The organism is Idiomarina seosinensis, assembly GCF_044797955.1.
Classification (GTDB): Bacteria; Pseudomonadota; Gammaproteobacteria; order Enterobacterales; family Alteromonadaceae; genus Idiomarina; species Idiomarina seosinensis_A.
Map to the genome: position 1 here is coordinate 776,284 of NZ_CP085211.1, position 25,124 is coordinate 801,407.

Here is a 25,124-nt window from a genome sequence, read left to right on the forward strand (position 1 = left end):
GAGTTCTCATGCAAACCTTTTTGTTAGTTCTGGTTTTGTTTGTTGTTGTGGTGTTTATCATGGCTATTGGTTACATGGTTCAGCGAAAAAGTATTGCCGGCAGCTGCGGTGGTATTGGGGCGCTGGGTATGGATAAAGCCTGCGACTGTGATGACCCCTGTGACAAGCGCAAAGCGCGCATGCAAAAAGAACAGCGCTGGAAAGAAAATCAAATCCATTGACGCTGTTACGTTATAACGATATAACTACCCTCGTGATTCGCATTTAAGCCATTTGGGGGTAGTCATGAAGCCAGTTGAATTACAGCCGGATAGCCAGGAAGTCTACCTGGACTGTAACGCAACCACCCCCGTGTTACCGCAAATTGCCCACGCTGTCTCGCATACTATGGAAGCCATTTTCGGTAACCCCTCCAGTAGCCATGTGACTGGCCTGAAAGCCCGCTATATTCTTGATACGACCCGACAGTTGGCCAGGCAAGCCATTGGCTCTTACAACAGTAAGCTTATTTTTACCAGCGGCGCCACTGAAGGTATCCAGACAGCGGTTTTGTCAGCTTTACGTGCTGCTGTAGTTGACCGTACCTGTCCGCGGCAGTACTTGCTCTACGGTGCCACCGAACACAAAGCAGTACCTCAGGCTTTAGCGCACTGGAATCAGCTGCTGGGTCTTGGCGCTGAATTAAAAGCGATACCCGTTGACCGACAGGGCCTGCTGGACCAGCAGTTTATCGCCCGCTACGTCGGCCAGGCGGCAATGATTTGCACCATGGCCGTGAATAACGAAACCGGCGTCAGCCAGGATTTAGCCGCCCTTGAACAGGTCATCCGCGAGCATGCGCCGACGATACCCTGGATGGTGGACTGTGTGCAGGTACTGGGTAAAAAAGCCCTGAACCTGGATGCCACCAGTATCGATTATGCGCCATTCAGCGGCCACAAACTGTATGGCCCTAAAGGCATTGGCTTTATGGCGGTGCGTGATAAGGCGCCCTTTACGCCGTTGATTATTGGCGGCGGACAGGAAAGTGGCTATCGCTCCGGCACCGAAAACTTACCCGGTATTGCCGCCTTAAGTGCGTTGTTTCAGCTATTGCAGGAGCCTGAGGGTGTGCTTGCCGGGGCTGAGCAGTTAAGCGCTTATCGGGATCAGTTGGCTGAGGCGTTACAACAGGCTTTTCCGAGTGTTGTTTTTAATAATGACTTTAGTGTCTCAGTGCCGACGACAGTAAACTTTTCGGTGCAGGGGGTTGCGTCACGCGACATTATGGACGTTCTGGATGCCTGCCATATCCGCGTTAGCTCCGGCTCGGCCTGTAGTTCCAAGGTCACCCGCAGTTTTGTTCTCGATGCAATGGGACTTGAAGACTGGCGCAGTGAGTCAGCCATCCGCATGTCGTTTGGTCCTGCTACTACCCGGCAGCATATCGATCTGGCCTGTGAACGTCTGCAACAGGCAGCTAAGGCGCTGCAGCAATCCTGTTTAATAGTCGCTGATACCAATGACGATAATGACCGGTTGCTGGATGGAGTGGTACAGCTGCGCTATGACGACCACTGCTGCTATTTGATCATTGATCAACAGGCCGGGCAGATGTTGGTTGTCGACCCGCACGCGGCACTGGCCGGGCGTATCGAAAACATTGTCCGGTGCCAGCACTATCAGGTACCGGCGGTACTGACCACGCAACCCGAAGGACCGATTGCAGATGCCGCCGCGTTACTGCGTGATATGTTGCCGGCAACAGAAGGCCCCTGTGATCCGCTGGGCTGGCCGCAGAGCGCAGTGGCCGGTTGTGATGCAACGCCTCTGGAATGCTCGGCAGCTGTGCAGGGGTGCCTGACTTTAGGCAGCCGACGGGTGTTTCGGCTGGGTAGTCGCCTGCCGGTATATTTACTCAGCGAGCCGGTTGCTGCGCAGCAGCCGCTGCCGGTTGACTTCGCCTTTATTGGCAGCGAAATCGGGGTAACCGATCTGAGCGAATGCGTGGCGGAACATACCTTATTATGCCCGGGTAGTGACCCCGACAATAGTATTGTCAGCTCGCTTAACCAGTCTGTAGTACAGTCCGGCGATACGGCCATAGATATTGCCATTGGCGATAACGAGCAATACTGGCAGAGTAAGGATGTGGTGATTATTGATGTGCGTGAACATCAGGAGCATGTGGTGGACGATTTGCCCGGCAGCGCTGAGGTTATCAACGTGCCGCTAACCCAGCTTATCCAGTTTATTCATGATAACCCGTCGCTGAAACAGCGTGAGTTGATTTGTGTCTGCCGTTCAGGCAACCGCAGCGGCGTTGTTGCTGATGCGCTGCGACGGCACGGTTTTACTAAAACCCGGCATTTGCTCGGCGGTCTGGCTCTGGCTTCCACATAAGTTTAGCAACAAAGCCATCGGCACCGACCAGCCAGCAACTGATGTCACCGTGGCACTGCACGTTCCAGACTTCTGAATCGGTTAATTTAAACCACTGTTGGCTGGGTTCATGGTAAGCCGCCGCTCCGGATTTATTAGAGGTTAACAGCCAGCGGCCCTGGTGCTCGATGACACTCAGGCTGTACAAAGCACCTTCCAGCGGTGGCGCCGGCAGTGCTTCGAAGTTACTGCCATCGTAGCGCCACAGTCGCTGACCCTGGTCTTCCTCTGGCTCTAAGTTACCGCCGGCAATATAGAACTCCTGATCATCTACCGGCCATAAAGCAAATATGCCGGCACCCGGACCCGCTACCATCGGCGTTTCGATAACATCAAACCGAATACCAAAGCCACCTTTTCGCAGTACCCGGGCTTTGTCGGCGTTACCGGTGCCGACCAGCCAGGTGTCGTTGTTAAACCGCACACAGCTGCCACTTGAAGCGAAGCCGCCTTCGTTGGTCAGTGGCTTTTCACTCACTGCACTGTTGGCTTTCATCCAGTTGCGGCCGCTGGGGCTGCGGATAATCCGCCATTCGTCACCGACGGTATCACCAAATATCCAGGCTTCACCGTTGGGTGATGTCGCCATACAGTTTAAAAACGTATCTGCGTCTGCCCGGTAACGCATGCGCCATGAGTCGCCGCGGTCGGAGGTGAAATAAACTTTTGATTCGCCGTCATCACCAATGCTGACGGCATAAGCCTGGCGGTCATCAATTGCCTCGATATCGCGAAACTGTAGGTCATCCTGACCCGGCTGGCTGTACTCCCAGCTTTCACCGCCGTCGCGGCTGTAAGCCACCAGACCATTTTCTCCGGCTACCCAGACGGTCGCACGACTGACCGGGGCGGCACCAATCCACATTTGGTCACGGATGGTGTCCAGTTGTTGTAGTTCAGGCGGTTCTACGGTCTGCGCAGCAACGCCAAGACTGGGCACAACGACTCCGCTAATCAGTAAACCCTGCAGATATCGAGCTATTTTCATATTACGGCCTTTTTCCATCAACACCTATTGGGCATCGAAACACAAGTTATTGTCCTTTGTACTCTGATCGCCCATAAGATACAAATAAGTCGGCATCAGATCTAACGGTGTTTTAAGCTGTTTTGGATCTTCCGCCGGGTAGGCTTTTGCCCGCATCGCGGTCCGGGTTGCGCCGGGATTAATCACATTAGTGCGGACATTGGTATTTTCGTATTCATCGGCAATGACCTGGGCCAGCCCTTCGGTAGCAAATTTTGATACTGCATAGCTGCCCCAGTAAGCGCGCCCTTTGCGGCCGACCCCGGAGGAAGTAAATACCAGGGAAGCAGTTGGCGCTTTTTGCATCACGGGTAACAGAGCCTGAGTCATTAGCATCGGGCCGGTGACATTAATCTGCATGGAGTCGTTAAAGTCATCGCTTTCGATGTGGGTAAACGGCGACAGTATCTTCAGAATACCGGCGTTGTGCAAAACACCGTCTAAACGACCAAACTGGTTGTCGATGGTGCTGGCCATATCTTTATAATGCTGAGCAGTTGCGCCCTTTAGGTCCAGCGGGATAATCGCCGGCTGCGGGCCGCCGGTCTGTTCGATCTCATCATAAACCGCTTCCAGCTTGGCTACGGTCCGACCCAGTAAAATAACGGTAGCGCCGTGCTCAGCAAAACTGAGTGCCGCCTGGCGGCCGATGCCGTCGCCGGCGCCGGTAACCAGAATCACTTTATTGCTCAGTAAGTCAGCGGCGGGTTGGTAATCGTGTACGGTTTTGATTTGCATAATTGTCGTTTTCCATTGGACTGTTAACCTTGGTGTAAGCTATTGTACTGATATTCGGATAACTTCTCAGCAAACGAATAGAAATTCCGGAAAAAGCCTTTTATCTTCATTCATACAGGTGTATAAAAATTGTAAGGCGAAAGGCTCAATAATAAAAATGTAAAAAGGACTGGGGAATCCACATGAAAAAATTATTACTCCCATTGGCGATTGGATCAGCACTAAGTCTGGTCGGCTGTGGTAGCGGAGAAGAAGCTCCGCTAACGGAAACAGAAGTTAGCGTGGCGGCAACACGCGTACAGTTTGACCCGTCAAATGGTGTTTTGCCGGTGCCAACCAATGTTTTACTCAGTGGCACCGTCGATGGAACCTTAAATCTGCCAGTGGCTGATGCTGATGATATCAGTGATCCGCAAGTGGCACTGAATGGCCTGGATGGTTGGGGTACTCACCCAACCATGACCTTTAACTTTTCTTTACCGGTCGATGAAAATGGCGACCAGGTGCAGGTTAACGCAGCCAGCCTGGAAGCGGCGGGCGCTATTCGCGTATTTGAAACCCTGCAGGGTGGCAACGACATCAGTGCCGAATGTGCTCAGGCAAGTCCTGCAGCAGCATGTGCTGTTACTGGTGAGTTAGTGCATGGGCAGGACTTCGCCGTCTCAGCCGTTGACGAGGACACCGTGGCAATTGTGCCATTGCGGCCACTAAAATCGGCCACTGGTTACATTGTTGCACTGACCTCAAATATTCAGGATTCGCTGGGGCGTGATGTTAAGCCATCGCAAACGTACTCGCTGATGAAACGTCCGGCAGATACTGATCCGGTTTCATCGGATCAGTCAGCTCTGAGCCTGCAGCGCTTAATTAACAGCTACGAAGCTGCGCTGGCTCAGTTTGGTGTGGATCCTGAACAGGTTATCTATACCTCAAACTTTACCACCCAGTCTGTTGGTGATGTGCTGGGCGCTACCAAGCAAATGCTGGCATTGACAGCGGCCGGGGTTGAAACCCCGTGGTCGCCGGAAGCGCCGGTAATGCAGGCTGCTCCGCAAGGCTATGCACTTGACGCTGTTCTGCAGCAAGCTGGTATCACAGACCAGCAGACCCTGGCGCTGGCGGCGGCAGCAAACGTTTATGGCGGACAGGTTAACCTGCCGTATTATTCGCCGTTGCCTTCGGCAGAAAACCCTACAGCACCGGTCAACGGTCGCTGGATGGCGGCCTGTGACAGCCCGGCATCAATTTTGGGCGCCATTGAAGCGGGTGTTATCGACCCGGCCGCAGCCGGTATCCCGGCCGGTGCACTGGAGGATCCCAGTCAATTACTGCCACCCAATAATTGCTTTGATTTCCCGGGCGTTGACCCCGAGCGTCACTTAACTAAATACAACCCGATCCCGGCAATTCAGGGTACCCAGTCAGTTCCCGCCTTTATCACGATTCCGGACATTGATGTGGTAAACGGCATTCGTGAGATGCGCGGTATGCCGGCAATGAGCGAGCCACAAGGTGGCTGGCCAGTAGTTATTTTCCAGCACGGTATTACCGGTAATAAAACCAACGCTGCAGGTATTGCCGGTTCGCTGGCGGCGGCGGGTTTTGCCACCGTGGCAATAGACCATCCGCTGCACGGTGATCGTGGCTTTGATATCAACGGTGATGGTACTGACGAAATTAATGCCTCCAGTGCGGCCGGCGTGACCAGCTACATGAATCTTGCTAACTTGCTGGGCGCTCGGGACAATGTCCGCCAGTCAGTGGCTGATTTGGTTGCTCTGCGCTTTAGCCTGAATAACTTTAAGGCAGCCGATGGTGCGCAGTTAAACTCTCAGCAGGTTCATTTTGTCGGTCACTCTCTGGGTGCAATCGCCGGGGTTGGCTTTACCGCTATGGCCAATACACCCCTTGAAAACCCGCAACTGGCATCATTAGATCCGATGTTTGCAGTGCAGGCGTCGTCGCTGGGTATGCCAGGCGGCAGCATTGCCAACTTCTTGCTGGCTTCCGGGTCATTCGAAGTGCCGGTTAAAAGTCAGTTGTTGTACTCGGCCAGTGCCGACTTTGCTGCTGCTGTCAATGCGCAGGCGGAAGCCGCCGGTATTAACCCGGGCAGCGCTGGCTTTAGTGAGTTATTAGCGCAAGTGTATACCGAGTTTATGGCCAACGCGTCTGCTGAGCAAAAAGCGCAAATCAATGCCACTTTTGAGCAATTTGCCTTTGCTGCCCAAGCGGTAATGGATTCTGCGGACCCGGTTAACTATTCGGCGCCGTTAACGGCAACACAAACCCCGTTGCATCTTATCGAGGCGCTGGGTGATGCCACTATCCCCAACAGCGTTGCCGGCAAACCACTGGCTGGTACAGAGCCGTTAATTCGTTTACTGGGTTTACCGTCAGTGTCAGCTACGGTGAAGTCAGACGACGGCTCACCGGTTTCTGGAGCGGTGCGCTTTAGTGCCGGCGACCACGCGTCATTGGTTTCTACGGATGCCTCAGCGGCAGCGACAGCCGAGATGCAGACTCAGATCTTCTCCTGGTTTGGTTCCGATATGCTACTATTGCCGATAACGAACGAAGAGGTTGTTGAGTAACTTACTCAGCGTTAACGATTGAGTTCATGAAAGGTCAGCTGCGGCTGACCTTTTTTTTCCATTAAGGAGTTGATATGGAATTTATTGCCGACATTGGTGCTTTTTTAATTAAGGCAGCCATTGTGGTTGTCGCCTTTGTTTTGATTAGTGGTGTGATAGCCCAGGCTGCGCAAAAACAGAAAAAGGATAAAGGCGAGTTACAGGTTACCCATTTATCCAAAGAGATGCAGGAAATGCAGGATGCGCTGCGGATGGAGTTAATGGATAAAAAGCAGCGCAAAAAAGCCGAAAAGATGCTCAAAAAAGAGCGCAAGATGCAGCAGCAATCAAAAAAACGTTTGTTTGTTATCGACTTTAAGGGCTCACTGGATGCCAAAGAAGTGGATAATCTGCGCCGTGAGGTCAACGCTGTTTTAGGGCTGGCTTCTGATGAAGATGATGTGCTGGTGCGGCTGGAAAGCGGTGGCGGCGTGGTTAACGGTTACGGACTGGCCGCATCGCAGCTGCAACGTCTGCGTGAGGGCGGTCTGACCCTGCATATTGCCGTTGATAAAGTGGCTGCCAGTGGCGGTTATATGATGGCCTGTGTGGGTCACAAAATTTATGCCGCACCTTTTGCTTTTATCGGCTCGATCGGTGTTGTTGCTCAGTTACCGAATGTGCACCGCTGGCTAAAAAATCATGATATCGATTTTGAGCAAATTACTGCCGGTGAGTTCAAACGCACGCTGACCATTTTTGGCGAAAATACCGATGAGGGCCGGCGTAAGTTTAAGCAGGACTTAGAAGCCATACACAGTCAGTTTAAACAGTTTGTGCAGGACAATCGTGCTGAAATGGATATTGATAAGGTCGCAACCGGCGAAGTCTGGTCAGGTCAGCAGGCCCGTGAACTGGGTCTGGTGGATGAGGTAATCACCAGTGATGCCTGGTTATTTAAACAACTGCCGGAACGCGAAATACTAAAACTGCAGTATCAGGTCAAAAAACCGTTAAGTGAGCGGCTGGCGAAGGGTACCGCTACCGTAGTTAATACACTAAAAGCATCACTGGCCCGCTCTGACGTATGAGCAGTAGCCTGGAACAGGGGTTTTTGCTAGTCTAAGCCGATTGTTCACAGTGTGAGAAGTATAAAAAGGACTCGTATGAGTGATAAAAAGAAACTCAGTCTGACCGCCCGTATCGTTATTGGTATGGTCAGCGGTATTGTTGTCGGCATGGCACTGCGTTATCTGGCGGGCGACAGTGCCTGGGTAGATAGCTACCTGACCAATGGCCTGTTTAACATTGTTGGACAGATATTCATTACCTCGTTAAAAATGCTGGTAGTACCGCTGGTGTTTGTTTCCCTGGTGGTGGGTACCTGTTCGTTAAGTGATCCCAGTAAACTGGGGCGCTTAGGCGGTAAAGCGGTGGGAATGTACTTAATTACCACGGCTATTGCCATTAGCATTGCCATTTTCTCGGCTGTTTTAATTCAGCCGGGAGCCGGTGTTGAGCGTGACTCGAATACGGTGTTTGAGCCCTCTGACGCGCCATCGCTGTCGCAGGTGATCATCGACTTGTTCCCTGATAATCCGATTAATGCAATGGCCGAAGGTAATATGCTGCAAATAATTGTGTTCGCACTGTTATTCGGTATTGCCATGGCGCTGGTGGGTAAAGCCGGCGATCGCCTGAAAGGCTTTTTTGATGATTTTAACGAAGTGATCATGAAGCTGGTGGTGATTTTAATGAACCTGGCGCCTTATGGTGTTTTTGCGTTGATGGCAAAGCTGTTCACCGAAACCGGCCTGGGAATGATTGGCAGTCTGGCCAAATACTTTTTCCTGGTATTGATTGTGCTGTTAATTCACGGTCTGATTGTGCATCCGTTCTTACTGAGTAGTCTGGCGCGGGTTAAGCCGGGTATCTTTTTGCGCAAAATGCGCGATGCGCAACTCTTCGGTTTTAGTACTGCATCCAGTAACGCGACCATGCCGATTACTTTGGAAACTGTGACTAAGCGCCTGGGCGTTAACAACAGTGTGGGCTCGTTTACCGTACCTTTAGGTGCAACCATCAATATGGACGGGACCTCGATTATGCAGGGGGTCGCAACCGTCTTTATTGCCCAGGTGTACGGTCTGGACTTATCCATTGCTGATTATCTGATGGTTATACTGACGGCGACCCTGGCGTCGGTGGGTACGGCCGGTGTACCTGGTGTAGGCCTTATCATGCTGGCCATGGTGTTACAACAAGTTGGCTTGCCGGTCGAAGGTATCGGACTGATTATCGGTGTGGATCGGCTACTGGATATGACCCGTACCGCGGTTAATGTAACCGGTGATGCGATGGTCAGTTGTGTGGTAGCAAAATCTGAAGGGGATTTTGATACCGAAGTGTATTACGACCGCGAAGCCGGTAAAAAGCTGGAAGAACTGTAACCCGGTTATTCTCCTCAGTGGCCGGTTATCCGACAGGATAGCCGGCCGTTTACACCGGCGCTCCCGAGTGGAATTTAAAGTCACTGTCCGGTGATTCAATCAAGGCTCTTTCTGCCTCTGCAAAAAACTGCACTCTGGGGTTAATGTCGGTGTCGCTGATCTGCTGCGCCAGGCTCAGATAATCCTGATAATGGCGCGCTTCAGAGCGAAGTAGCGAGAAATAAAACTGACCCAGATTGGGGGCGAGGTGGGGAGCGATGGCGGCAAATCGCTCACATGACCGCGCCTCTATGTAGGCACCACAGATCAACTTGTCCACTAAAGCTGCCGGTTCATAAGTGCGGACATGGGTGAACAAGCCCCGGGCATAGCGGCTGGAGGTTATTCTGTCATAGCTTACGCCCAGTTCTGCGGCAATTTCCAGTACCTGATAAAAATGGTGTAATTCTTCTTTTATCAGCAGCACCATTTTGTCAATCAGCTCCTGACTGTAAGGCTTAGTCGACTTTGGCACCATCCGCTTATTCAACTTATTGTGATCGGCAAGGTCACGCCAGTTACCCTTCAGCCGGTAGGTAAAATCCTCGTAGGGCTTCAGCCACTGCAGTAACGCATTGCCGCTGTCTTCGTCAACTGCATAGCGGCGGATCAGTAACATCGCACTTTGTGCTGCCTTCAGCTCGCAGACCATATGATCCTTTAACAAAATGGGCAGACTTTGTGGCTGCTTTGCCTGCTCAATCCAGCTTGCCGGTGTCCGGCACTGCAAAAACTGATTAATGGGCTGCAGTAGCTGTTCTGCCTGCTGGCTGGAAATATCGGTTGTGGGCTGCTTCATAGTCGGATAAATAACGAGGTTGCCGTAAAAGGTGGCTAGTGTACTGCAAGCGGCAGATGATTTGAACGCTTGCTGAACTTTCTCTGCGCCGAGCCGTAATGTTAATAAGGTGTTATAATTGTTAAGTAAAATGACTTGACAGCTGTAACAATGTCCTCAATAGTAGTAAGTGTATGGCGATTTTTTAATCAGCCTGCAGTCACAAAAACAATAAAGACTGAACAACAAGGCGGCAGTGCCGCATGGAGCGAGGTAAACGTTATGATACTAAATCATATTTGGGGTCTCTACGCTCACCCGATGGCAGAGTGGAAAACCATTGATGAGAAACGTGAGAGCATAATTAATTCGGTAACACACATTTTGTTTGTTGCTATTCTACCTTGTATTGCGGCTTATTACGCATCGGCGCATGCCGGCTGGTCAGTAGGCACCCGCGAATCGATTTTTCTGACCCAAAGTAGTGGATTGGTACTCGGCGTGGCCATGTACGTCGGTATTTTGCTGGGTACTTTTGCGCTGGCTTATCTGGTTTACTGGATGGCCAAAACCTTCGGGGCTCAGCCCAGCTTTACTCAGTCACTGGAACTGTCGGCTTATGCTGCGACACCCGTAATTATGTCCGGTGTTGCCGCTTTTTATCCCGAACTCTGGTTTGTCGCTTTGGTGTTTTTAGCCGGTGTGGCTTATTCGGTATACCTATTGTACGCAGGCATTCCCGTTGTTATGCATATTCCTGAGGAGCGCGGGTTTTTATACGCCAGCTCTGTGGTGACTGCCGGGCTGGTGCTGATGGTTATTTTAATGGCTGCCACAGCGATATTATGGACTAACGGCTTCGGACCACAATTTATGTCCTGAGCATTTTATTTTTAGTACTGTATTTCTTAAGTAATGTATATTCCGCTGTAGTAACCGCTTTGCGCAGTGCCGATCAGGCGCTGCGCATCATACCAGTCCCCCAGAACAACCCGCTTAGCTTTAGCACCATTCACTTTAAACTCATGGATCGCTGCCCGATGAGTATGCCCGTGGATCAACTGCTGCACCTGATGCTTTTGCATAACTTCGAGTACGGCCTGGTGCTGAACATCCATTTGCCGCAGGCGTTCGTGACTTAGATGGGGGCGCTGCGACTGTGACCCTGTGCGCAGTTTGCGGGCAATGGCCATACGCCAGTTAAAAGGTAAGCGTTTAAGTGCATAACGACTGAAAGGGTGCTGAATAAACGAACGATAACGCTGGTAGCCTGTATCTGCGGTGCATAAGGTATCACCGTGCATCAGCAAGGTGCGGATACCGTTAAGGGTGATAACAGTTTCGTCTGCTAAGCGTTGCATGCCGGTTGCACGGGCAAAAACGTCGCCCAGCAGAAAATCGCGGTTACCGGGCATAAAATAAAGTTTTACGCCGTTTGCCGATAAGCCGGCCAGTATCTCTTTAATGTTTTCGGCAAAGAGGCTGGAGTCGTCATCCCCCAGCCAGGCATCAAACAAATCACCCAGAATGTACAGCGCTGTTAACTGCTGATGAGACTGGCAGAATTGCCGAAACGCGGCGGTGATATCGGGCCGCGCCGGGGTTAAGTGCAAGTCAGCAATAAAGCCAGTCGTCATCAGCGATAGCCGCTTTTATTCGCTGACGGTCACGTTTTCGATAACAACGTCTTCGACCGGCACGTCCTGGTGCATACCGGCGCTTCCGGTTTTAACGGCTTTAATTTTATTGACCACGTCCATGCCGTCAGTGACTTCAGCAAAAACACAATAACCGTAACCGTTGGCCGTTTCGTTTTGAAAATTCAGAAAACTGTTGTCATTGACGTTAATGAAAAACTGTGACGACGCTGAATGCGGATCCGGCGTCCGCGCCATCGCGACGGTACCTACCTTGTTGGGCTGAGCGGTTTTGGCTTCGTTTTCAATAGTTGCGCCAGTTTCTTTTTGTTTCATGCCTGGCTCAAATCCGCCGCCTTGCACCATAAAGCCATCGATAACCCGATGGAACAGGGTATTATCGTAAAAGCCGTCCCGTGCGTATTGTAAAAAGTTAGCGACGGTTTTAGGGGCTGTTTGCTCGTGCATAGCCAGCGTGATATCACCGTAATTTGTATGTAAAACAACCTGCATCTTGGTATCCTTTAGCTGTGACTAAACCAGTGACTAGTGTACCAGAGCGCCGCGTTCAGTGGTATCATTAGTGGTTTAATCCGTTACCTGAAAACGACCTCTGAAAAGGACTGACAAGCTTATGGCACTGACACTGTTCAATACCCTGACGCGAGAGAAACAGGCGTTTAAGCCGCTTCAACCCGGTAAAGTGTGTATCTATGTGTGTGGTGTTACCACTTATGACTTTTGTCACATTGGCCATGCACGGACTTATGTGGCTTTTGATATTGTTGTGCGCTATCTGCGCAAGCAGGGTTACCAGGTTAATTATGTGCGCAATATCACCGATTTAGACGACAAAATAATCCGCCGGGCGGCTGAAAACAATGAACCATTCAGTGCTGTTACCGAGCGCTTTATTGCCGAAATGCAGCAGGACTTTGATGCGCTGAACTTACTTCGCCCCGACATTGAGCCTCGTGTGACTGAGCATATGGACCAGATCATCGCTATGATCGAGCAGCTGATTACCAACGGCAATGCCTATCAGGCCAGCAACGGCGATGTGTTGTTTGATGTCTCGACTTATGCGGATTATGGCTGCTTAAGCGGACAGGACCTGGAGCAGTTGCAGTCCGGTGCCCGGGTTGATGTTGATCAGGCTAAGCAGGACCCGCTTGACTTTGTGTTGTGGAAACAGGCTAAAACCGGTGAGCCGAGCTGGGATTCTCCCTGGGGCCCGGGCCGGCCGGGCTGGCATATTGAATGCTCGGCGATGAATAAAGAACATTTGGGTAGCACCTTTGATATTCACGGCGGTGGATCAGACCTGACCTTTCCCCATCATGAAAATGAAATCGCGCAAAGCTGTTGTGCTAACCATGCTAGCTATGTGAACTACTGGCTGCACAGCGGTATGGTGCAGGTTGATGACATCAAAATGTCGAAATCGCTGGGTAACTTTTTTACCATACGCGATGTGCTGGCTAATTTTGATGCCGAAACCGTGCGCTACTTTTTGTTGTCCAGCCATTATCGTTCACAATTAAATTACACTCAGGATAATCTGCAACAGGCTCATGCTGCTTTAGAACGCCTTTACACGGCATTAAGAGGTCTGCAGCCTGAAACCGCCGATGAGTCACTAAGACAGCCTTACTGGGAAAAATTTCAGCAGGCGATGGATGATGATTTTAATGCTCCGGAGGCCATCAGCGTGCTGTTTGATATTGCCCGCGAAATGAACCGGCTGCGCCAACAACAGCCTGATCGGGCTGCGCAGCTGGCTGACGTATTACTGGAGCTGGCGGCGGTACTGGGTCTGTTACAACAACAACCAGAAGACTTTTTACAGGGCGACAATGACGATGTTGCGCTAATTGAACAGCTGATCAAGCAGCGTAATGACGCCCGTGCCGATAAAGACTGGGCCGCGGCCGATGCAGCACGGGATAAACTCAGTGCTATGGGCATTGTGCTGGAAGATGGGCCGCAAGGCACACAGTGGCGACGTAGCTGATCAGCAAAGCGACTACTCAGTGGGAGAGATTATATGGCATTTGCACAATTACACTGTGTTGAATCACTGACACAGGCAAGAGAACAACAGCAGAATGACGCGCTTATTATTATCGGTAACCTGGAAACCATTGACGATACGGAATTAAGTGAACGGGTGCGCGCAGCGCAGCAAAGTGATCAACGTATTGGCCAGCAGCCGCTGCTGCTGGTTCAGCCTGAGGTACCGGAAAAACGGCTGGTGCTGTCACCAACCGGCCCCTTAAATCGTGATTACGATGATGTCCGGCAAATTTTTGATGCGGCCCGGGCGGCGGCAAAAATGGCCCAGGACGCCGGCGCACGCCACCCGCTGTTACTACTTAACGGCGTGAATGTTGAAGATCAGCGCTACCAGCAGGCGCATCTGGCAGCCTACCTGGGCTTTTGCCAGGCCCTTTACCAGCCGTTGGAAGCCCGCGAAGCCCGGGGCGAAGATGACATTGAGCCGACCCGATCCGTGTCTATGGTATCCGCTCTGGACGCCGACTGGGCGATGGCTATCGAGGCCGGTAAACGAGTAGCCCGCGACCTGGCCGGCACCGAGCCCGAGCGTATGGCGCCGTTGCGCTTTGCTGAATACTGCCGGCAGGCGTTCGCGCAGACAGCGGTTAAGGTGACGGTTATCGACGACTACCAGCAGCTGCAACATGAGTATCCATTAGCGGCAGCAGTAGGTCGTGCTTCGTTAGAAGTTGAGCGTCATCGGCCGTGCGTGATCCGGCTGGAATACAAAGCCAGCCGGCCCCAACGTACGCTGATGCTGGCCGGCAAAGGCATTGTTTATGACACTGGCGGTGCTGATCTTAAAGTGGGTGGCCATATGGCCGGGATGAGCCGTGATAAAGGCGGTGCTGCGGCAGTTGCCGGGTTTGTTAAAACCGTGGCTGAATGGCAGCCTGACGACCTGAACGTGGTGGCTGAAATTGCTGCGGTGCGCAACAGCATCGGAGCAGAAGCTTTTGTTGCTGATGAGATCATTACCGGCCACAGCGGCAAGCGTGTGCGGATTGGTAATACGGACGCAGAAGGGCGGCTGGCAATGGCTGACTTACTGTCCCATCTGCGAGAGCAGGCGGCAGCAAGTGAGTTACCCTGTGAACTGTATACAGTTGCTACCCTTACCGGTCATGCGGCGCTGGCGAAAGGACCTTACACTGCGTTAGTACCCAACGGTGTTGCCCGCCGCAATCAGTTGGCTCAGGGTTTGTTTGAGTGTGGCGAAGTGTTTGGCGACCCGGCAGAAATTTCCTGGTCACGACGCGAGGACTTTGAGTTTGTTAAAGGGCGGACGCTCAGTGACGATCTGTTGTCTTCAAATAACGGCCCCTCGGCTACCACAGCCCGCGGGCATCAGTTCCCGATGGCGTTTCTGGTGGGTGTTTCAGGACTTGACCAGCACGGCATCGACAGTGATAAGCCGCTGAGTTACGTACACGTGGATATTGCCGGTAGCGGCGTTGAAGGCGGGGACTGGCAGCACGGTAAACCGAGTGCAGCCCCTGTTACCTTATTGTCCGGCTATTATTTAGCTAAATAGCCGGCACAGCGGCCGGGCGCCTTGCCCGGCCGCTGATTATTGTTTTATTCCTGAAACTGCTGGCCGAAATACGAGTCTTCCAGCCATTGCGGACGCTGGTCAGCATTCGCAATTTCTTTACCAATTTCAAAGTTAATGTTAGTAAAGCGGGCGCCGGCTTCGTAGTTAATATCGTGCTGTTTCAGATCATCGCTGGGGCGGTGATAGTGCTCAGCAAAAAACTCACCCCATACTTCACCACCGTCTTCACCTTCGGTGCGCGAGGTAAAGCCGGTCATCAGAAACACTGCCGGGATGCCTTTTTTAACCAATGTATAATGATCCGAGCGGGTAAAGATGGCCTGCTCAGGCATTGGGTCAGGACTTTGTTCGGTATCGTATTTTTGCGCCGCCTTGGTTACTGTATCGCCAAGGGTTGAATGCGAGGCGCCAAAGGCAATAACATCGGCAAAATCATACAGTAATACCGGCATATCCAGGTTGACGTTGGCAACGATACTGTTCAGCGGAACCGTGGGGTTATTGGCAAAGTAATCGGCACCTAACAGGCCTTTTTCCTCTGCGGTGATGGATAAGAACATAATTGAACGTTTGTTATCGATACCTGAGTCGACAAACATACGCGCTGTTTCCAGCATAATGGAAACACCGGAAGCGTTATCCATGGCCCCGTTATTAATAATGTCGTCGCTGCTCATGTCTTTAACTTCGCCGATATGATCCGAGTGAGCTGTGTACACAACGTACTCATCCTTAAGTTTTTCGTCGCTACCGGGCAGAATGGCCGCTACATTAGGGCTGGTGGTTTGTTCGTGCTCAGACTCTTTTACCAGCTTAACCGCACCTTCAAGGGGAAAACCCGTCGGTGAAAAATCAGCGTCTTGCTGAATTTGTTCGAAAATACTTTCCAGTGAAGCCGGTGCATTAGCAAACAGTCGGCTGGCCGGTTCGTCATCCAGATAAGCACTGCCCATCAGCTGTTCCGCTTCGCCTTTTGGTAAGCCATTAGGGCCAACCCAGGTCATGCGCGGTGTTTTAGTATAATAAACACTGGTTTCAAATTTGCGGACTTCTTCGCGAACCGGGGTATGCAGAGTGATGACGCCCACCGCACCTTTTTCGCGGGCAATATCGTTTTTAATGTTGGCCAGATGAGCGCCTTCCTCGCTGGGCAGGTTTGCCGGCCGTCCGGTTAGCATGACGACAATTTTACCTTCAACATCCAGGCCCTGATAATCATCCAGGCCGAATTGCGGAGCTTCCATACCATAGCCGACAAAAACCAGTGGTGCGGTGACTTCGCTTAGCTGGCTATAATGGCTGGGGCTGGTGATGAATTCTTTACCGAATTCAAATTCCACGGTTTCACCGTCATGGGTGTACTGCATGACGGCGCTGTTAGGCACCAGCGTACTGGTACGAAAAGGTACGCGCTGAAAATAAGTGCCGTCTTCACCGCCGGGCTGCAGGCCCAGCTGTTTAAATTCACTGACGATATATTTTGCGGCAATTTCATGGCCAGGGCTGCCGGTCTGGCGACCACGCAGGTCATCACTGGCTAAAAACTCCATGTGGGCCCGGATATTTCCCTGTTCGGCGCTGACCGTCGATTCGGACAGTGGGCTTTCCGCCGTACCGCAGGCAGTCAGGCCTGCGACAATAGCAGCGGGTAATAGCAAACGCGTTAACTTCTTCATTGTTGTTTCACCAATTTTATTGTTATCGATTTAAAAGACTACAGAATCAGTTTACCCGACTCAAAACAGGATAACTAGCGGTGCCAGGTGAATCTGCGGTTGCAAAACAAAAAAGGCCGGTGTAATGTTATATTATTACATTAACAACCCAATCCGTTATGCAGGATTTTTCTGCAGATGTCTTTGAGGATAGCATTGTGAAATTGAACCGCATTACCCTACTGATGAGTCTCGCCTCGTTGCCTGTCGTTACGCCGGCGTTAGCCCAGCAAACTTCGGACAACGATCAGTTACCCATTGATGAAACCCTGGTAATCAAGGCTAACCCGCTGGATAAAACAGCACTGGAGTCGACTCAGCCGGTGAATATTATCAGTGGCGATGAGCTTCGGCAGCTGCATTCACAAACCTTAGGTGAAACGCTGGCGAATGAACCGGGTATCAATAACACCCATTACACTGCCGGTGCCGGCAGTCCGATAATCCGGGGGCTGGACGGGCCGCGGGTAAAAATAACACAAAACGGACTGGACACCGGCGACGTATCCCGGGGCAGTCCGGATCATGCAGTAACTACTGAAACCAGCAGCGCCGAGCAAATTGAAGTGCTGCGGGGTCCGGCAACCCTGTTGTACGGCAGTGGTGCAATTGGCGGCGTGATTAACGTGGTGGATAATCGCATTCCGGCGCAGCCTGTCTATCAGCTGCAGGGTAACGCCAGCTTGCGCACCAGCACAGTCGACAGTAATGACGAAGCGTCTTACAACATGATGGCCGGCAACGGACAGTGGGCGTTTTATGCTGACGCTCATCTGCGTCAGGCTGATGATTACGAAACGCCGGCGTTTACCAATGATGAAGGTGAGCGCTATGATTTTGTCGAAAATAGCTTTGTCGACTCGCAGGGGGCCACACTGGGCCTGGCTTATCACGGCAAGCGCGGCTATCTGGGCCTGGCTTATCAGGGCCTGTATCAGGAGTATGGCATCCCCGGCCATGCACACGGCCATGAAGATGAAGAGCATGCCGGTGAAACTGAGGAAGAGCACGCACTGCATGCTGATGAGGCAGAAGCCTTGCCCTTTGCCGATCTGGAACAGCAGCGCTGGCAGTTAGCCGGGCAGTTGGTGGACCCCTGGCAGGGTTTTGAGTCGCTGGAAGTCCGGGCGGCACTGACCGATTATCAGCATCAGGAAGTCGAGGGCGAGCTGCTCGGCACTCAGTTTGCAAACGATCAACGTGAGCTGCGGCTGATTGCCAAACACCAACCGCTGGCCGGCTGGTCCGGTGCTATGGGTTATCAGTGGGATATCAGTGATAAAGAGGCCTTTGGTGAAGAAGCCTTTACCCCGGATACGTCGCGCCGCTCGCAGGGGATATTCTGGATTGTCGAGCAGGAGTTCGGTGATCACCACATTGATTTAGGTGCACGCTATGAGCGCACTGCGCTGGCCAGCGAGGACGTGACTCTGGATGACTTTAATGCGGTGTCAGCCTCAGCAGGTTACTTATATCATTTTACCGATGCCAGCTCATTCACTGTTAATTTGAGTCATGCTGAACGTGCGCCCAGCGCAGCCGAAGTTTTTGCCAACGGCGAGCACTTTGCTACCCGGACGTACGAACTGGGTACCCTGTACGAACTGGATCTGCATGACGGACACTATGATGTCGAGGCATCCACCCAGGCGATGGAAAAAGAGACGTCCAATAATATTGATATCGGTTTTCATTACGAACAGGAGCAATTGCACCTGCAGGTCAACGTTTTTTATAACCGGGTAGATGACTTTATCTACGAACGTTTTACCGGTATCAGCAGCGACCAGTTAACCTACGAAGAAGCGCACGATGAGCACGAACAAGGCCATGCTGCGGATGAGCAACATGAGGATGAGCATGGTCATGAGGAAGGCCTGCAGGTCGTGCAGTTTGCGCAGACCGATGCGGAACTTTACGGTTACGAGCTGGATGTCGGCTACCGGCTGGATTCGCACTGGTCATTACAGGCGTTCAGCGACTATACCCGGGCTAAGCAGACTGATGGTGCCGACTTGCCGCGTATTCCGGCGCAGCGGATTGGGGTAGAAGCTCGTTATCAGGCTCGCCAGTGGGATGCGTCACTGGGTTATACCCGTTATTTACAACAAGATCGTATTGCCACCAACGAGTCAGTCACGCCGGCTTTTGGTCTGCTGGATGCGAAAGCTAATTTTTATCCGGACTGGCTGGCACAGCACGGTGGAACGGTATTTTTAAAAGCCGAAAACATCACTGATCAGCTGGCTTATATTCACACTTCCTTTTTGAAAGAAGATGCGCCGATGGCAGGTCGTAATTTTCAGTTAGGGGTGTCGATTAGCTTCTGATTCCTGCGGTTAATCGCAGTTAACTAGGCAACGCAGCAGTGTCTGCTATGCTTGCAACCCTGTTTACAACTTGTGTTACAAGGATAGCTCACATGCTGCGTTTTTCGTTAGCAACGGCTGCTGTTGCTGGCTGTTTATCGGTTTTGTCGCTTCCGGCGGCAGCTGAACCCCTCACCATCGAACGAATTTTCTCGGCACCGGCACTGGCCGGTGAGTCGATTCGCGGGCTGCGTTTTGCGCCGGATGGAAAATCTTTGACCTACCTGAAAGGCCGCACTGATGACGCCAGTCGTTATGACTTGTGGCAATACCATATTGATTCAGCGGAACATCAGTTGTTGGTGGATTCCGATCGGCTATTTTCCGGACCCGAAAGTCTCTCCGATGAAGAAAAAGCTCGCCGAGAGCGGATGCGGCTGAGTGGCTCAGGCATAGTCTCTTATCAATGGTCAGCACAGTCTGACGCCTTGCTGTTTCCGTTAAATGGTGATGTTTATTATTACAATCTGGAGCGCGACGAAGCACGCCAGATCACCGATACCGAAGCCTTTGAAACCGATGCCCGCCTGTCACCCCAGGGTAACTATGTTTCTTTTGTGCGCGAACAGAACCTCTATACAGTGGCGCTGGATAGCGGTAAAGAACAGGCCATTACCCACACCGGCGAAGGCGTACTAAAATTTGCCATGGCCGAATTTGTCGCCCAGGAAGAAATGAAGCGAATGACCGGCTATTGGTGGGCCCCTGATGAGTCAGCCATTGCGTTGACCAAGGTCAATGAGGCTCCGGTTGAGGTTGCGACACGCAGCGAAATTTATGCTGATCGTATTGAGACTATTGAACAGCGGTACCCCTATGCCGGCACGGATAATGTGATTATCGATTTAGGTATTGTATCGCTTTCGTCTCAAAGCAACGACAGCAGTCTGGAAGACAGTATTCAGTGGCTTAACTTAGGCAGCCTCGGCGATGGTTATCTGGCCCGGGTTAACTGGATGAATGACAGTCAGCGGCTGACTTACCAGTGGCAGTCGCGGGACCAGCAGGAATTGCAACTGCGCCTGGCACAACGCGGGAAGAGCCAGCAGCAGACGCTGATCACAGAAACCAGCCACAGCTGGGTTAACCTACACGATGATCTGCAATTTTTAGAAGACAATAAGCATTTTATCTGGGCTTCTGAGCGCAGCGGCTACAAGCATTTGTACCTGTATCGCATCGACGGTGGTCTGATCCGCCAGTTAACCTCCGGTAACTGGGCTGTTGATCAGCTCGAAGCGGTGGATGAGCAAACCGGTGTGGTTTATTTTACCGGGCGCCAGCAGTCGCCGTTGCAGCGCCATTTATATCGTAACCAGCTGAATACCGCAGCTCCTGGTTCACCGACCCGCTTAACCCAAAGCGAGGGTCTGCACAGTATCAGCTTCGCCAGCGATCACAGCGCTTATCTGGATACCTTTGAGTCTCTTGAGCAGCCGCCGCAAATCAGCCTGCACGGACCCACTGGCGAGCGTATCGCCTGGTTAAAGCAAAACAACATCGATGCCGGGCACCCGCTGAAACCGTATTGGCGTGACTGGTTGTACCCTGAATTTGGCACTCTTGAAGCCGAGGATGGCCAGACTCTGCATTACCAGCTGACTAAACCGGCGGATTTTGACGCCGATAAACGCTATCCGGTACTGGTTTACGTGTACGGTGGACCGGGTGTGCAGGTGGTTGATAAAGGCTGGGGTAATTTGTTTTTGCAATACATGGCCCAACAGGGTTATGTCGTGTTCAGTCTCGACAACCGCGGCTCGGCAAACCGTGGCAAAGCTTTTGAGGCGCCCATCTATCGCAATATGGGAGACCCGGAAGTTGCCGATCAGAAGCGCGGTGTAGATTACTTGCGCAGCCTGGACTTTGTTGATGCCGACCGGATCGGCATTTATGGGCACAGCTATGGTGGCTACATGACACTGATGTCGATGTTCAAAGCGCCGGATTACTTTGCCGCCGGGGTTTCGGGAGCGCCGGTTACCGACTGGCGCCTGTACGATACCCATTACACTGAGCGTTACATGGGTATGCCGCAGGCAGGGGACGCTTATCAGCAGTCGTCGGTTTTCCCTTACGCTGAACAGCTGCAGGGGGACTTGCTCATGTACCACGGCATGGCCGACGATAATGTGTTGTTTACCCACAGCACCAAGCTGTACAAGCAACTGCAGGATAACCGGCAACAGTTCGACATGATGAACTACCCGGGTAAAAAGCATTCACTCAACGGTACGGCAACAAAAATTCATCGCCACCGTTTGATTGCCGATTTTTTTAATCAAAAGTTTTTAAACAAACGCTGAAAAAATAATACGTTATACTAGCGGCTCCACACTGTTTTTTTGTAAAGGAGTCGCTATGCGTTTTTTATCCCGTCGTCTGGTCATGCCCAATGACCTCAATTTTGCCGGCTCTCTGTTTGGCGGTCGTATCCTTGAGTGGATCGATGAAGAAGCCTACATTTTTGCCAGCTGCCAGCTAGATGCGAAAAGCCTGGTTACTAAACACATCGGCGCTATTACCTTTGAAACATCGGCGTTTCAGGGCGATGTGGTCGAATTTGGTCTGCAGGTAAAAAAGGCCGGTCGCAGTTCACTGACAATTACCTGTATCGTGCGCAATAAACACACGAAGCAGAACATCTGCGTTGCTGATGACATCGTGTTTGTTCATATTGACGCAGAAACTCGCCAGCCGACCCCGCATGGTAAAAGCGAGGCCGAGCTGGACGATTCTGGCTTTGATATTTAACGCCGCACTGGCGCTTTAAATTGGTGAGCCGGGCGGCAGTGGGTGAGGCTGATAACTGTCCGGCCACTCGCCGTCATCCAGAAACGCCTTTAACTGTGCTGCTAACTGACGCGTTAAAGCGGTTTTCTGGTCGGCCAGCTTACGCTGCTGAGTCTGTAATGCACTGCGTAGTGCCAGGTGAACTTCCGGTGCCAGTTGCTCAGCCTGACTGGCCTTAACCATCGCGTTAAAGGCCGTGGTCAGCAAGCGCTGGCGCAGGCTGTCATCCGGCTGTTGTTGCCAGTCCTGCAGAAAGCTGGCGGCGACCTGGTTAAATAAGCCGGCTGCGGAAGGAATATCTGTATCCATGGTGTGCTGTTGTTGCAGGCGGTTTAAACGGGCGCTGTTAAACAGCAACTGCAGGCTAAAATCCGCCGCACTGGCGGCCCAGCTGACAGGATCCGGAATTAAACCGGTACGTCCTTCAAAGCGTTCGCGATTATCGGCCGAACCATAGGCCAACGGCACCATCAATTGCTTTACCTGGTCCGGCAGCTGCAGTCCTGAATAGCGGGCAGTTTTCAGCACCTGTTCCAATGCGCGTTGTTGGTCAGCTGCGCCAATCTTTTGATAGTCATCAGGCCGTTCATCGTTCATGTAATAACGATAATTGACGCCACCTACCCATTTGACTGCCGCTTCGGTTTGATACCGGTGCAGCAGATACATAGGCACCAGAACTTCCTGCAGGTCGCTGAGCGGCTTATCGGCTGCCAGCTGTCCGCGGTCAAAGTCGTTAAGGACGTGTTCACGCACCGTCAGTAAGCGCTGCAGTTCCGTTACCGGATCGCTGCCATTATCCCATAAATGCGCGGTTGGGTGCGCGCCGGAAGCCGGCCGGGCATCGCGATCAGAAATAAAGTTAAGACCCAGTTCTTTATTGGTTTGTAAAATGCGGGCTAACTGTTCCGGCTCTGAGGGCATGCCACCGAAATCACTGTAGCCATAGGCAATAACCTGTTTATCCCATTGCCCAAGACCGACATCGTAGGCATTTTGCAGACTGATGCGGCCTTCTGTTGTCAGGGTAATCAGTGGATGCGGGTAATCCATCACGGAGGCGCGATCCTGAGCAGATGCAGCAAAGTTGTGTGCAATCCCCAGGGTATGACCAATTTCGTGAGCACTGAGCTGGCGGATCCGCGCCAGCGCCATGGCTTCGATGTCCTGACGCAGCTGCTCGCGATTATCTTTATTAAAAGGTCCCAGCAGCCCTTCGGCAATTTTCATGTCCTGGCGGACCCGCAGCGAGCCAAGGGTGACATGGCCTTTCATGATTTCGCCGGTGCGCGGGTCAATCACTGAAGAACCATAGGACCAGCCCCGGGTCGCCCGGTGTACCCATTGAATAACGTTATAACGCACATCCATTGGATCGGCATCGGCGGGCAGCGTTTTTACCTGAAAGGCATTCTCAAAGCCAATGGCTTCAAAAGCTTCTGACCACCAGCGGCCACCTTCCTGCAACGCAGACTTAACCGGCTCCGGGGCGCCCGGATCGAGGTAATAAATAATTGGCTGCTGTGCTTCGCTGCGTGCCGCGATGGGATCTTTTTTATGCAGACGGTGGCGGGGAATAACCTGTGTTTCTATGTCTTCACCCAGCGGCGCCGAGTAATCGATAAAGGTTTCCGCCCAGAAGCCACTGTTGGGGTGAAACTCGCGGGCCTGGTACTGATCATCCGGCAGCCGGATAAAGGAGTGGTGCAGGTGTAGCGTCAGGGCGTTACTGTTGGCGGCTACCTGGCGTACGTAGCGGCCTTCCGCTTTACCGACGAAAGTAACCTTAGCTTCCAGTTCGGTGTTGTCTACAAAGGCTTTGCTGCGTTCAGGATACACAACCGAGCGTTCGCTATCGGCTTTAAAATCGCCCTGGTTGGTAGCGGCCAGACGGTCGCTGATACCATGCACGTCGGTCAGTAAGTAAGGGGTATAATCAATCAGTACCGAATCGGCGTCCTTTGCAACTACTTTGAAGCCCTGCAGAGCCCCATCGGCAAATGCCTGATCGACGCTGTCACGTTCGGCCTGATTGCGGCTGCTGGCACGGTAACGTGTGTTGTGGGCAAGCAGCAGTACTTTATCCCCCTGGATATGAAAAGAGGCTAGTTGGGTATCGCCCAGCTGGCCACGGTCCAGGCCTATATCATTAGAGCCCAGGCCCCAGGGTAAGCTGGTTTGAAAGATAAACGGCTGGCTTTGTTTCGGGATATCAAGATAGATTTTACCGGCGTCGGCGGCATAATAAAAATCAAAGTAACCGTCGTTCAGGGTCATCTGTTCAGTAAAGTCAGCAACCAGCGGTTTTTCGTCAGCGGCCTGAGCCAGCGGACTGATAAACAAGGCTGCAACCAGGGTTCCGGTAACTGTTGCAGCAGAGAGTGCCGCGCGCAGTGAGCGCGGCTTTAGGGGACGTTCGGTGCAAGTAAGCAGCATAATTATTATCCTAGTTGTTCTGCCATTTCTTCCAGTATTTGTGTGGTCCACTGCTCGATGCGCTCATCGGATAATTTGTACTGCGAGTCTTCATCCAGCGATAATCCCACAAAATAGCGTTGATCATCGGTTAATGCTTTTGATGCCGCAAAGTCGTATCCCTGATTAGGCCAAAAACCAATTCGCTTACAGCCTTTGTCAGCGATAGCGTCATGCAGCATCCCCAGGGCATCCTGAAACCAGTCGGTATAGCCCTGCTGATCGCCCATGCCGTACAAAGCGACAACTTTGCCATCCAGGTTAAGTGGGCCGATGTCATCCCAGTGACTTTCCCAGTCTTCCTGTAGTTCGCCAAAGTCCCAGGTCGAAATACCAAAAATCAGCACATCAAAATTTTCGGCTTCGGCCAGGGGGGTATCTTTTATATCATGCAGCGAAACGATGTCAGCGCCAATGGCCTGCTGTATTTTTTCGCCGGCAATTTCGGTATAGCACGTCGTGGAGCCATAAAACAAACCAATTTTTAAGGACATAG

Annotated in this window: 19 protein-coding genes; 11 read left to right on the forward strand and 8 right to left on the reverse strand. The window is 52.0% G+C overall.

Annotated features, from left to right (window positions below; all coding sequences use genetic code 11):
- Positions 1–8: 8 nt before the first annotated feature.
- Positions 9–221 carry a (Na+)-NQR maturation NqrM gene (gene nqrM, locus LG288_RS03675; RefSeq protein ID WP_404402144.1) on the forward strand — a complete coding sequence of 71 codons (213 nt, stop codon included), beginning with the start codon at positions 9–11 and terminating at the stop codon, positions 219–221.
- 64 nt (positions 222–285) lie between these two features.
- Positions 286–2,382, forward strand: a complete 2,097-nt coding sequence (locus tag LG288_RS03680) for an aminotransferase class V-fold PLP-dependent enzyme (protein WP_404402146.1) — start codon at positions 286–288, stop codon at positions 2,380–2,382.
- Here LG288_RS03680 and LG288_RS03685 read toward each other — a convergent pair.
- Together LG288_RS03685 and LG288_RS03690 are read right to left on the reverse strand one after the other, a co-directional pair.
- Positions 2,336–3,409, reverse strand: coding sequence for a WD40/YVTN/BNR-like repeat-containing protein (locus LG288_RS03685; RefSeq protein ID WP_404402148.1), 1,074 nt, complete (start codon positions 3,407–3,409; stop codon positions 2,336–2,338). The two genes, LG288_RS03680 and LG288_RS03685, sit on opposite strands and share 47 nt — an antisense overlap.
- A 24-nt stretch (positions 3,410–3,433) precedes the next feature.
- A complete protein-coding gene (locus LG288_RS03690) occupies positions 3,434–4,186 on the reverse strand; it encodes a YciK family oxidoreductase (protein ID WP_404402150.1) in 753 nt (250 codons plus the stop codon).
- A gap of 182 nt (positions 4,187–4,368) precedes the next feature.
- On the opposite strand from LG288_RS03690, the gene LG288_RS03695 reads away from it, so the two are divergent.
- From LG288_RS03695 to LG288_RS03705, 3 genes are all read left to right on the forward strand, one after another.
- On the forward strand, positions 4,369–6,780 hold the full coding sequence (locus LG288_RS03695) for a VolA/Pla-1 family phospholipase (RefSeq protein WP_404402152.1): 2,412 nt from the start codon (positions 4,369–4,371) through the stop codon (positions 6,778–6,780).
- A gap of 74 nt (positions 6,781–6,854) precedes the next feature.
- Entirely contained in the window at positions 6,855–7,850 is a 996-nt protein-coding gene (gene sohB, locus LG288_RS03700) for a protease SohB (RefSeq protein ID WP_404402154.1), read from the forward strand.
- 75 nt (positions 7,851–7,925) lie between these two features.
- Positions 7,926–9,209: a dicarboxylate/amino acid:cation symporter gene (locus LG288_RS03705; protein WP_404402156.1), complete on the forward strand. Its 1,284-nt coding sequence runs from the start codon at positions 7,926–7,928 to the stop codon at positions 9,207–9,209.
- A 49-nt stretch (positions 9,210–9,258) separates the two neighbouring features.
- Here LG288_RS03705 and LG288_RS03710 read toward each other — a convergent pair whose 3' ends face one another.
- Positions 9,259–10,047 (reverse strand): tRNA-(ms[2]io[6]A)-hydroxylase, encoded by a 789-nt coding sequence (locus LG288_RS03710; protein ID WP_404402158.1) that lies wholly within the window; start codon positions 10,045–10,047, stop codon positions 9,259–9,261.
- A 261-nt stretch (positions 10,048–10,308) separates the two neighbouring features.
- Between LG288_RS03710 and LG288_RS03715 the strand changes: the two genes are divergently transcribed.
- Positions 10,309–10,908 carry a Yip1 family protein gene (locus LG288_RS03715; RefSeq protein ID WP_404402160.1) on the forward strand — a complete coding sequence of 200 codons (600 nt, stop codon included), beginning with the start codon at positions 10,309–10,311 and terminating at the stop codon, positions 10,906–10,908.
- Between the two features lie 26 nt (positions 10,909–10,934).
- On the opposite strand, the gene LG288_RS03720 is transcribed toward LG288_RS03715, so the two are convergent.
- Positions 10,935–11,663, reverse strand: a complete 729-nt coding sequence (locus LG288_RS03720) for a UDP-2,3-diacylglucosamine diphosphatase (RefSeq protein ID WP_404402162.1) — start codon at positions 11,661–11,663, stop codon at positions 10,935–10,937.
- Positions 11,664–11,678: 15 nt separating this feature from the next.
- Positions 11,679–12,176, reverse strand: coding sequence for a peptidylprolyl isomerase (locus tag LG288_RS03725; RefSeq protein ID WP_404402164.1), 498 nt, complete (start codon positions 12,174–12,176; stop codon positions 11,679–11,681).
- A gap of 121 nt (positions 12,177–12,297) precedes the next feature.
- On the opposite strand from LG288_RS03725, the gene cysS reads away from it, so the two are divergent.
- Together cysS and LG288_RS03735 are read left to right on the forward strand one after the other, a co-directional pair.
- Positions 12,298–13,677, forward strand: coding sequence for a cysteine--tRNA ligase (cysS, locus tag LG288_RS03730; RefSeq protein ID WP_404402166.1), 1,380 nt, complete (start codon positions 12,298–12,300; stop codon positions 13,675–13,677).
- A gap of 33 nt (positions 13,678–13,710) precedes the next feature.
- Positions 13,711–15,255 carry a M17 family metallopeptidase gene (locus LG288_RS03735; protein WP_404402168.1) on the forward strand — a complete coding sequence of 515 codons (1,545 nt, stop codon included), beginning with the start codon at positions 13,711–13,713 and terminating at the stop codon, positions 15,253–15,255.
- Between the two features lie 44 nt (positions 15,256–15,299).
- Here LG288_RS03735 and LG288_RS03740 read toward each other — a convergent pair whose 3' ends face one another.
- Entirely contained in the window at positions 15,300–16,952 is a 1,653-nt protein-coding gene (locus tag LG288_RS03740) for a M28 family metallopeptidase (protein ID WP_404402170.1), read from the reverse strand.
- 197 nt (positions 16,953–17,149) lie between these two features.
- Here LG288_RS03740 and LG288_RS03745 point away from each other — a divergent pair, with 197 nt between their 5' ends.
- The 3 genes from LG288_RS03745 to LG288_RS03755 all read left to right on the forward strand — a co-directional run bounded on the left by LG288_RS03745 (position 17,150) and on the right by LG288_RS03755 (position 22,114).
- Positions 17,150–19,321: a TonB-dependent receptor gene (locus LG288_RS03745; protein WP_404402172.1), complete on the forward strand. Its 2,172-nt coding sequence runs from the start codon at positions 17,150–17,152 to the stop codon at positions 19,319–19,321.
- Between the two features lie 92 nt (positions 19,322–19,413).
- A complete protein-coding gene (locus LG288_RS03750) occupies positions 19,414–21,666 on the forward strand; it encodes a DPP IV N-terminal domain-containing protein (RefSeq protein WP_404402174.1) in 2,253 nt (750 codons plus the stop codon).
- Positions 21,667–21,721: 55 nt separating this feature from the next.
- Positions 21,722–22,114, forward strand: a complete 393-nt coding sequence (locus LG288_RS03755; RefSeq protein ID WP_404402176.1) for an acyl-CoA thioesterase — start codon at positions 21,722–21,724, stop codon at positions 22,112–22,114.
- 15 nt (positions 22,115–22,129) lie between these two features.
- Here LG288_RS03755 and LG288_RS03760 read toward each other — a convergent pair whose 3' ends face one another.
- Positions 22,130–24,589 carry a zinc-dependent metalloprotease gene (locus tag LG288_RS03760; protein WP_404402178.1) on the reverse strand — a complete coding sequence of 820 codons (2,460 nt, stop codon included), beginning with the start codon at positions 24,587–24,589 and terminating at the stop codon, positions 22,130–22,132.
- A gap of 5 nt (positions 24,590–24,594) precedes the next feature.
- Positions 24,595–25,122 carry a flavodoxin FldB gene (gene fldB, locus LG288_RS03765; RefSeq protein ID WP_404402180.1) on the reverse strand — a complete coding sequence of 176 codons (528 nt, stop codon included), beginning with the start codon at positions 25,120–25,122 and terminating at the stop codon, positions 24,595–24,597.
- Positions 25,123–25,124: the final 2 nt, after the last annotated feature.

What these genes read in the sequence shown, in the direction of transcription:
- LG288_RS03735 (WP_404402168.1), top strand. Translation starts at nt 13,711, where the DNA reads ATGGCATTTGCACAATTACACTGTGTTGAATCACTGACACAGGCAAGA.
- LG288_RS03750 (WP_404402174.1), top strand. Translation starts at nt 19,414, where the DNA reads ATGCTGCGTTTTTCGTTAGCAACGGCTGCTGTTGCTGGCTGTTTATCG.
- LG288_RS03715 (WP_404402160.1), top strand. Translation starts at nt 10,309, where the DNA reads ATGATACTAAATCATATTTGGGGTCTCTACGCTCACCCGATGGCAGAG.
- sohB (WP_404402154.1), top strand. Translation starts at nt 6,855, where the DNA reads ATGGAATTTATTGCCGACATTGGTGCTTTTTTAATTAAGGCAGCCATT.
- LG288_RS03690 (WP_404402150.1), bottom strand. Translation starts at nt 4,186, where the DNA reads ATGCAAATCAAAACCGTACACGATTACCAACCCGCCGCTGACTTACTG.
- LG288_RS03740 (WP_404402170.1), bottom strand. Translation starts at nt 16,952, where the DNA reads ATGAAGAAGTTAACGCGTTTGCTATTACCCGCTGCTATTGTCGCAGGC.
- LG288_RS03695 (WP_404402152.1), top strand. Translation starts at nt 4,369, where the DNA reads ATGAAAAAATTATTACTCCCATTGGCGATTGGATCAGCACTAAGTCTG.
- LG288_RS03725 (WP_404402164.1), bottom strand. Translation starts at nt 12,176, where the DNA reads ATGCAGGTTGTTTTACATACAAATTACGGTGATATCACGCTGGCTATG.
- LG288_RS03710 (WP_404402158.1), bottom strand. Translation starts at nt 10,047, where the DNA reads ATGAAGCAGCCCACAACCGATATTTCCAGCCAGCAGGCAGAACAGCTA.
- fldB (WP_404402180.1), bottom strand. Translation starts at nt 25,122, where the DNA reads ATGTCCTTAAAAATTGGTTTGTTTTATGGCTCCACGACGTGCTATACC.
- LG288_RS03720 (WP_404402162.1), bottom strand. Translation starts at nt 11,663, where the DNA reads ATGACGACTGGCTTTATTGCTGACTTGCACTTAACCCCGGCGCGGCCC.
- cysS (WP_404402166.1), top strand. Translation starts at nt 12,298, where the DNA reads ATGGCACTGACACTGTTCAATACCCTGACGCGAGAGAAACAGGCGTTT.
- LG288_RS03755 (WP_404402176.1), top strand. Translation starts at nt 21,722, where the DNA reads ATGCGTTTTTTATCCCGTCGTCTGGTCATGCCCAATGACCTCAATTTT.
- LG288_RS03760 (WP_404402178.1), bottom strand. Translation starts at nt 24,589, where the DNA reads ATGCTGCTTACTTGCACCGAACGTCCCCTAAAGCCGCGCTCACTGCGC.
- LG288_RS03680 (WP_404402146.1), top strand. Translation starts at nt 286, where the DNA reads ATGAAGCCAGTTGAATTACAGCCGGATAGCCAGGAAGTCTACCTGGAC.
- LG288_RS03685 (WP_404402148.1), bottom strand. Translation starts at nt 3,409, where the DNA reads ATGAAAATAGCTCGATATCTGCAGGGTTTACTGATTAGCGGAGTCGTT.
- LG288_RS03705 (WP_404402156.1), top strand. Translation starts at nt 7,926, where the DNA reads ATGAGTGATAAAAAGAAACTCAGTCTGACCGCCCGTATCGTTATTGGT.
- nqrM (WP_404402144.1), top strand. Translation starts at nt 9, where the DNA reads ATGCAAACCTTTTTGTTAGTTCTGGTTTTGTTTGTTGTTGTGGTGTTT.